Annotated in this window: 4 protein-coding genes; all 4 read right to left on the reverse strand. The window is 71.4% G+C overall.

Features of this window, described 5'->3' with window-relative positions:
• On the reverse strand, positions 1-2567 hold a 2567-nt coding region (locus E1294_RS49390; protein WP_246083838.1), incomplete at its 3' end, for an AMP-binding protein.
• Between the two features lie 157 nt (positions 2568-2724).
• On the reverse strand, positions 2725-5811 hold the full coding sequence (locus tag E1294_RS49395; RefSeq protein ID WP_165977928.1) for a non-ribosomal peptide synthetase: 3087 nt from the start codon (positions 5809-5811) through the stop codon (positions 2725-2727).
• 2 nt (positions 5812-5813) lie between these two features.
• Entirely contained in the window at positions 5814-6635 is an 822-nt protein-coding gene (locus E1294_RS49400) for a hypothetical protein (RefSeq protein WP_132519453.1), read from the reverse strand.
• A 16-nt stretch (positions 6636-6651) separates the two neighbouring features.
• Positions 6652-8657 (reverse strand): type I polyketide synthase (locus E1294_RS49405; RefSeq protein ID WP_132519456.1); only part of this gene is annotated, 2006 nt, incomplete at its 5' end.

The raw sequence follows: 8657 nt of genomic DNA on the forward strand, positions 1-8657 counted from the left end.
ATCCACAACTCCCCCGCCACCCAGTCCGGGCAGTCACGACCACGGCCGTCCACCACCCGATACCGCTGATTACGCAGCGGGAACCCGTACGGGATCGACGTCCAATGCGCCGGCACCCGATCGACCACCAACGCGTTCGACCAGATCGCCGCCTCCGTCGCACCCCCCAACGCCACCAACCGGCACCGCCCGCCACTCCGCGCCGCCAGCCGCGCCTGCAGATCCAGCCCCACCCAGTCACCCGACACCAGCGCCAGGCGAAGGCAGGAGGGCGCCTGCTCGACCGTCGTGAGCAGCATGTCGAGAAGGGTCGGCACCGTGTTCCACATGGTCACGCCATGGGTCTCGCACAGGTGGGCCCACGCCTGCGCGTCGCGCCGCTCACCCTCCTCGGGCAACACGAGCGCGCCACCGGCCGACAGCAGGCCGAAGATGTCGTACACCGACAGATCGAAGTCCAGCGCCGACACCGCCAGCACCCGATCCCCCGCACCCACCCCGAACCGCTCGTTCACGTCCACAACCGTGTTCAACGCCGCCCGATGCGAGACCTCCACACCCTTCGGCTCACCCGTCGACCCCGACGTGAAAATCACATACGCCGACATATCCGCCGACACCACCACCGGGCCGGGCAGCGGCTCCCCCTGCGGCACCTCAGTCAGCACATGACACACACCCGCCCGCGCCAGAATCCGCTCCCGACGCGCCACCGGCTGATCCACCCCCACCGGCACATACACCCCACCAGCAGCCAACACCCCCAACACCGCCGCCACCTGATCCGGACCCTTCGGCACCACCACACCCACCGCATCACCCGGCCGCACCCCCACCGCAACCAGATGACCAGCCACCCCCAACGCCCGAGCCGCCAACTCCCCATACGACACCGAACCGCCCGCACAGATCAGCGCCACCCGACCCGGCTCACTCCCCGCCCGAACGAAAAACTCACCATGCAACACACCATCCGGCACCACACCAGCGGTATCGTTCACCCGCTCCCGAACTACAACCTGACCGGCAGGCAACAACACAGGAACCTCCTGCGACCAATCACCCTCCGACAACCACTCCAGCAACCCCCCATACGCCCCGAACATCGCATCCAACACCCCCGGCGCGAACAACTCCTCCACCGCGTCCCAGGCCAGGTGGAGGCCGTGGTCGTACTCGTTGATCTGGTGGTCGAGCCAGACCTGCGGGGTCTGCGTGATCATCCACCCGGGCTCGCCGAACGCCTCGCGCACCTCAGGGACGATCAGCTCGGTCCCCAGGTTGCAGGCGAACACCACCGGCGCGCCGGTGTGCTCCCCGTTGCGGGCCAGATCCCTGAGCACTTCGACGCCGGAATAGCCGGTGTGCCGCGCGTCGGCGCGGAAGCGGGCCTGCAGGGTCCTGGCGCGCTCGGCGAACGGCTGCGGCTCCGAGAGGTCGGCGGCGACCAGGATCAGGTTGGTGAAGTCGGCGACCAGATGGGCGACGTCCGGGTGGACGGTGTCGTCCCGGTCGAACAGCGGCAGGTTGAGCAGGAACCGCGGTTCGCCGCTCCACGCGGCCAGCACCTCGCAGTAGGCGGCGGCGAGCACCATGGCGGGGGTCAGCCCGTGCACGCGGGCCTGCTCCTGGATCCGCTGCCACGCGCTGGTCGGCAGCCACCTCTCGCGGCGCACGAATCGGGGCCGGGCGATCATGGCCGGTTCGGTGGCGAGAGGGAGTTGCGGCGCGCCGGGCAGCTCGTCCAGCCGGCCGCGCCAGTACTCCTGGTCGCGGGTACGCCGCGCCGCCCGCTCCGTCCCCCTGGCGGCGAGGTAGCGGGGGAACGAGCAGGCCAGGGCGGGCATGGGCGCGTCGGGCTCCAGGTAGAGCCGGGCCAGGTCCTTCAGCAGGATCTGCAGGCCGAGCACGTCGGCGACGAGGAAGTCCACCTCGAAGTGCACCCTCGACCGTCCGCCCGGCAGCAGCGACAGCCGCACGTCGAACACCTCGCCGCGGGAGGCGTCGAAGCGGCGGTGCGACAGCTGCTCCCTGATGCTCTCGGCGGCGTCCTCGCCGAGCTCCGACAGGTCGTGGACGGTCAGGCCCGGCCACGGGCTGCTGTCCATGATCTGCTGGGTGCCGTCGTCGTGGAAGATCGCCCGCAACATGCCGTGGCGGGCGACGAGGGCGCGTACGGCCCGTTCCAGCCGGTCCGGGTCGACGCCGGAGCCGTCGAACTCCAGGTAGGCGTGGCAGCCGACGCCCCCGATGACCTGCCCGTCGCCGCGGCCGATCCAGTAGGCCAGCTGGACGGGGGTGAGCGGGAACGGCGCCGCCTCGTCCACGGCCGGCTCCGGCTCCTTGGCCGGAGCGGCCTCGGACAGCCGGGAGCGGACCAGCGACCACCAGGCCGCGAGGGTGAACTCCGTCGCCAGCTCGGCGAAGACGATCCTGGCCCCCGCCCGCCGCCACCGCCCGGCCAGCCGCATCGCGCGAAGCGAGTCGAGGCCGAGGCTGATCAGGTCGGCGCCGTCCGTGACCTCGGAGGGGTCGAGGTCGAGCTGGGCGGCGATGTCGGCGCGCATCGATTCCATGGTCGGTGGCGCGCCGGGGGAACGACCCGGCCGCGCGGACGGAACAGCCCGTACTTCCTCGACTTTCTCCAACACGAGACAACCCGCCTATCCATTAGTGCCGCTTACGTCGTGTCGGCGGCCGGGTGGATCACCCGGCCGCGCCTCGTCAGGAACTTCCTTCGGCGGCCTGCAGCCTGCGGGCTAGACCGGCCGGGGTCGGCTCCTCGAAGATGTCCTTCAGCTTGAGCCGGATCTGGGTCGCCTTCTTGATCTCCTGCAGCAGCTTGACCGCCAGCAGCGAGTGCCCGCCGAGCGCGAAGAAGTGGCTGTCGGGGCCGAGATCGGTGCGGTTCAGCATGGCCTTCCAGAGCGCCACCAGGGAGTCGACCAGCGCGTCCCCGGTGCCGGCGGCCGGGAGGCCGGCCTCGTCCACGGTGGTCTCCGCGGTGCTGCGCAGCTCCATGGCCAGGCTGCGCAGGGCCGGGTAGTCGACCTTGTCGTTGCCGGTCATCGGGAAGGCGTCCACGGTGACGTACTCCTGGGGGGTCGCCGCGTACGGGAGCGACTCGCTGGCGTGCTCCCACAGCTCCGAGGTGACCTCAGGCCGGTCAGGCGCCACCACGAACGCCCACAGGACGGCGTCCGCGCTGGGGTCGCCGACCACCACGACGGCGGCGGCCCGCACGTCTGGGTGGGTCAGCAGCACGCCTTCGACCTCGGCCAGCTCGATCCGGTTGCCGCGCAGCTTGATCTGCCGGTCGAGTCGTCCGAGGATCTCCAGCTTGCCGTCGGAGGTCCACTGGGCCAGGTCGCCCGTGCGGTAGAACCGGCCGTAGACGGGGTGCTCGCCGAACCGTTCGGCGGTCAGCTCCGGCCGGTTGTGGTAGCCGATGGCCACGCCGTCGCCGGCGATGCACAGCTCGCCGCGGGTGCCGATGGGCAGCGGGCGGCCTTCGGGGGCGGCCACGTACACCTTCGTGTTGGCGATGGGCACGCCCACGTCGACGCGGTCCGCGGCGGGGTCGATGCGGCCGGCGGTGGACCAGATCGTGGTCTCGGTGGGGCCGTACACGTTGTAGAGCTCGCAGCCGGTGGCGGCCAGCCGCCCGGCCAGGACGGCGGGCATCGGCTCGCCGCCGCACAACACGCGGCAGCCCGCCAGCTCGCCGGACGCCTGGTCCACGACCAGCCGCCAGGTGGTCGGCGTGGCCTGGGCGATGGTGACGTCGTAGCGCCGCAGGGCTTCGGCGAGCGGCTCGCCCTGGGTGCGGGCGTCGTCCGGCGCGATGGCCAGCCGCGCGTCCGTCGTCAGGGGCAGGAACAGCTCCAGCGCGGAGATGTCGAAGCTGAACGTGGTCAGCCAGAGCACGGTGTCGCGCGAGCCCGCCGACAGCTGGTGCGCGAAGTGCGCGATCAGGTTGGCGAGGCTGTAGTGGTCGATCAGGGTGCCCTTGGGGAGCCCGGTCGAGCCGCTGGTGTAGATGAGGTACGCGCAGTCTTCAGGCCGGACGGGGCTGAACGGCGACACCTGCCCGGACACCGGCGTGACCGCGTCCACGGAGACGAGCGGGAGGACCGTGCGCTCGCTGGAGACGGTGATGCCGTCGCCCGCGAGGACCACGGCCGCGCCGGCGTCGTCGAGCTGGTAGTCGAGGCGCTGCTGCGGGTGGTCGGGCTCGAGCGGCAGGTACGCCGCCCCGGCCAGCCACACGCCGAGCGCCGCCGCGGCCAGCTCGGGTGAGCGCCGCGCGAGCAGCGCGACGATGTCGCCCCTGCCCACCCCGGCGGCCTGGAGCGCGTCGCGGGTGGCCTCGGCGGCGGCCCACAACCGGCGCAGGCCGACGTGCCGGTCGCCGTCGACCACGGCCACGACGTCCTCCGGCGGCGCGGCGGACACCTTGCGGGCGATCTTCTCCAGCACGGTCGCGGGCGTCACGGTGTGCTCGGTGGCGTTGGCCATCTCGATGGCCGCGCGGTCCTGGTAGCACCACACGGGGATGTCCGCGAGCGGCAGGTCGGGCTGCTCGGCGAGCGTGACGAGCAGCTCGTCGTAGCGGGCCAGCAGCAGCTCCACGTCGGATCGGTCGAGCACGTCCACGCAGAACGCGGTCCTGATCTTGATGGCGTCGGCGGTGGAGGTGACGAAGAACTCCAGGTCGAACTTGCTGAAGCCGTTCTCGATCACCACCTGCTCGGCGGGCAGGCCGCCCAGCGTGAACCCGGCCGTCAGGTCGGCGGGCACGTAGTTGAACGTGTGCCGGAACAGGTTGTTGCGCCAGCCGTCGCGGGGCACGATCTCCAGCAGGTCGTCCACCGGGTAGTCGGCGTGCGACATGGCCTCCATGAACGTGCGGCGGGTGTTCCGCGCGTGCGTGCGGAAGGTGTTCGCCCAGCGGACCCGCGTGCGCAGGGTGAGCACGTTGATGTGGTAGCCGATCCGGGTGGCGGCCTCGGGCGTGCGCACGCTGATGGGCGAGCCGATCGTGAGGTCGGGGCCGGCGCCGTGGGCGGCCAGCAGCACGCCGTACGCGGCCAGGAGGATGACCGACTCGGGCGCCCGCAGCTCGCGCTGCATCCGCCGGGCCGCGTCGCGGGCGGCGGGCGACAGCTCCCAGTTGATCACGTCGCCCACGAGGGTCGTCTGGGAGGTCTCGGCCTGCTCGCACCACAGGTCGAGGTCTGCGGCGTGGAACCCGTCCAGCTTGTCGCGCCAGAACGCGCCGCTGCGCGGGTCGGCCTCCGGCTCCTCCCAGGCCGGTACGACGTCGCGCGGCGGCGACTCTCCCGCCACCAGCGCGTCGTAGAGGGCCACGAGCTCGTTCGTCAGCAGCGCGGTCGACAGCCCGTCGAAGATCGAGTGGTGGATGGCCAGGCAGTAAACCTCGCCGCCGTCCTCCTCCAGGACCGCGGCGCGCACCAGCAGCTCGCCGCCCGGCTCGAACGGCCGCGCGACGAACTCCGTCAGCCACTCGCGCGTGTCGTCCCAGCCGGCCTCCTCGAACCGCAGCACGGCCTGCTCGACGGGCACGACCTCACGCGCCATGCCCTCGGGCTCGATCCTGAACACCGTGCGCAGGATCTCGTGGCGGTGGAGCACGCGGTTGACCGCTTCCAGCATGAGGTCGCGCCGCGCCCGGCCCGTCACGCTGAACGCCACGGCCAGGTTGTTCACCCCGGCGCCGGGGACGAGCTCTTCCAGCAGCCACAGCGCCTGCTCCTTGCGGGTGGCGCGCTGGCCCAGCATCTGCTCCATGATCATCTCTCCAGCAGCTTGGTAACGGCCCTGGCGACCTCGTCGTCGGTGAGCAACACGTCGTGGCCCTTGTCGAACCTGAGCTCCTCGGCCACGACGGCGCCGCGGCCGGACTCGCGCAGCCGGTTCAGGCCGTTCCTCGGGTTGGACGAGCTCACCGCGGTGGCGCGCTGCCACCCCTCCCAGGGATCCAGGTGGTCGGCGTAGGTGAGGAAGGACAGGAAGGCGCTGAACGTCCCCCACATCTCCTCCGAGTACTCCGGGTCGAGCCCGGCTCTTTCGAACGCGCGGTGCCCGACGTCGCGGAACTTGGCGTACAGCTGGGCGGCGTAGCCTTCGACCGTGACGCCCTCCTGCTGGAGCGGACGGTCCATGGCTTCCCGGGTCTCGGCGACGTCCTCCTCGCTGAGAATCGAGGAGAGGATGCCGAAGACCTTGCCGAACTGGAAGTAGACGTTCTCCAGGCTGGTCGGCTCGGGGTCGAAGACGATCAGCCGGGGCGCTTCACCCTGCTCCTTCTCCAGCACGTCCACGAGTTCGGCCGCGTAGACGGCGCCGATGCAGTAGCCCATCACCGCGTGGACCTTCCGACCGCTCGCCTTGAGAGGTTCGACCCACGAACGCACGTAGGAGGCGCCGTCGACACCCGAGCCAGGTGTCACGGCGGGCGGGGAAACGTGCCAGAACGTCCCGTCGTAGTCCATCTTCGCCAGCAGGTCCGGGAAGCCGGCCTCCGCCCGGCCGGTCTCCGTGAAGTCGACGCAGAGGACGAGGTTCGCCGAGTCGGATTCTTTGAGCGTCGTCCAAGTGGTAACCAGAGTCATGATCATTTCCTTTTGACTAGGAACTCCCGCCTTCAAGGGCGAGCTGAATCAGGAGGTCGGCGTCCATGCTGTCGATCTCCTCGGTCCTGCCGTTCGTCTCCTCGTCCTCCGGGCCGGCCAGGCGGAAGAGGCTGTCCAGCAGCCCGGCCGCACGCAGTCGTTCGATCGGGATGGTCGTCAGGAGCTGCCGCACCTCGGCGTCGCTGCGGGCGTCGGCGGGCTCGGCCGTGCCCGCCGCGACGGCGGGGAAGAGCTGCTCCAGGACGAATCTCGTCAGGTCGTGGGGAGTCGGATAGTCGAAGATGAGCGTGGCGGGCAGCTGCAGGCCCGTGGCCGTGTTGAGCTGGTTGCGCAGCTCCACCGCGGTCAGCGAGTCGAAGCCGAGCTCCTGGAACTGGCGCTGCGGCTCGATCGCCGACTCGTCGGCGAACCCGAGCACCGCGGCCACCTGGCCCCTGACGACCTCGGACAGGGTGGCCTCGATCGTGGCCGGTTCCATCGTGGCGAGCCGTTCCGCCAGCCCTTGGCCCGGCCGCGTACGGCGGGGTTTGGCGCGGTTCCTGGCCTTGGTGAACTTCGCCGGGACCAGCACGGCGCGGCCGGAGCGGACGCCGAGGTCGAAGAGCGCCAACCCCTCCTCGGTAGACAGCGGTCTCACGCCTGCGCGCTCCATGCGGCGCAGGTCCGCTGCGGTGAGCTCGCCCGCCATGCCGCTGGTCGTCCAGAGACCCCAGGCCAGCGAGGTGGCCGGCAGACCCTGCGCTCCGCGGTGGTGCGCCAGGGCGTCCAGGTAGGCGTTGGCCGCGGCGTAGTTGGCCTGGCCCGCGCTGCCCAGCACACCGGCCAGCGAGGAGAACAGCACGAACGCTCTCAGGTTGAGATGCTGAGTGAGCTCGTGCAGGTGCCAGGCCGCATCCGCCTTGGGTTCGAGTACGGCGTCCAGGCGGGCGGGGGACTGCGCGGCGATGACGCCGTCGTCCAGGACGCCGGCCGTGTGCACCACGCCCACCAGATCGTGCACGCCCTCCAGCACCCGGGCGAGCGCGTCGCGATCGGCCACGTCACAGCCCGCCACGTCCACCTCGGCCCCGAGCTCCGACAACTCCGCCACCAGCTCGGCCGCGCCGGGCGCGTCCGGCCCGCGCCGGCTGAGCAGGAGCAGGTTCCTGACCTCGTGCTCGGTGACCAGGTGGCGGGCCACCAGCGCGCCCAGTCCACCCGTGCCGCCCGTGATCAGCACGGTGCCGTCGGAGCCGAACACCGGCTCGTGCTGCTCCAGCTCCGTGGCCCGGCCCAGCTTCGGCGTCAGGATTCGGCCGTCTCGCAAGGCGATCTGGGACTCGCCGGTCGCCAGCGCCTGGCCGACCGTCCCGGCGTCCAACCGCTCGCTGTCGGCGTCCAGGAGCACGAACCGGCCGGGCTGCTCGGACTGCGCGGCCCGCACCAAGCCCCACACCGCCGCCTGCGCCAGGTCAGGAACGTCGCCCTCGGCCGCCGCAACGGCCTGGCGGGTGACGATGACCAGCCGCGACGACGCCGTGCGCTCGTCGGCGAGCCAATCCTGCGCCAGCGCCAGCGCCGCATGGGTCGTGGCGTGCGACTCCGCGCCTGCGCAGCGGGTCAGGACCGCGTCCGGCACGTCCGCCGCGTCGACGGAGGCCAGATCCGGGTGGACCTCCGCCCCGGTGCCGAGGTCGTCGGTGCCCAGCACCAGCCACCGGAGCGCGTCCTGTTCGGCGGCGGCCGGGGCCGCGGTCCAGTCGAGCTGGTGCAGGGAGGTCTGGTTGCCGGCGGTGAGTTCGGTGGACAGGGCGCGCAGCGTGAGCGCGTCGATCTCGGCCACCGGAGCGCCGGTCTCGTCCGCGATGCTCAACGTGATGCTCGCGTCCGTGGCTCCGCGGGCGACCTTGACCCTCAGACCCGTCGCGCCCGCCGCGTGCAACGACACACCACTCCACGCGAACGGCAGATACGGCCGCCCCGACTCCGCCCGCGGCACCAGATCACCCAACGCCGCAACAT

Source organism: Nonomuraea diastatica (assembly GCF_004349015.1).
Classification (GTDB): Bacteria; Actinomycetota; Actinomycetes; order Streptosporangiales; family Streptosporangiaceae; genus Nonomuraea; species Nonomuraea diastatica.

Coding starts and splice junctions, on each gene's coding strand:
- E1294_RS49395 (WP_165977928.1), bottom strand. CDS start 5,811: ATGGAGCAGATGCTGGGCCAGCGCGCCACCCGCAAGGAGCAGGCGCTG.
- E1294_RS49400 (WP_132519453.1), bottom strand. CDS start 6,635: ATGACTCTGGTTACCACTTGGACGACGCTCAAAGAATCCGACTCGGCG.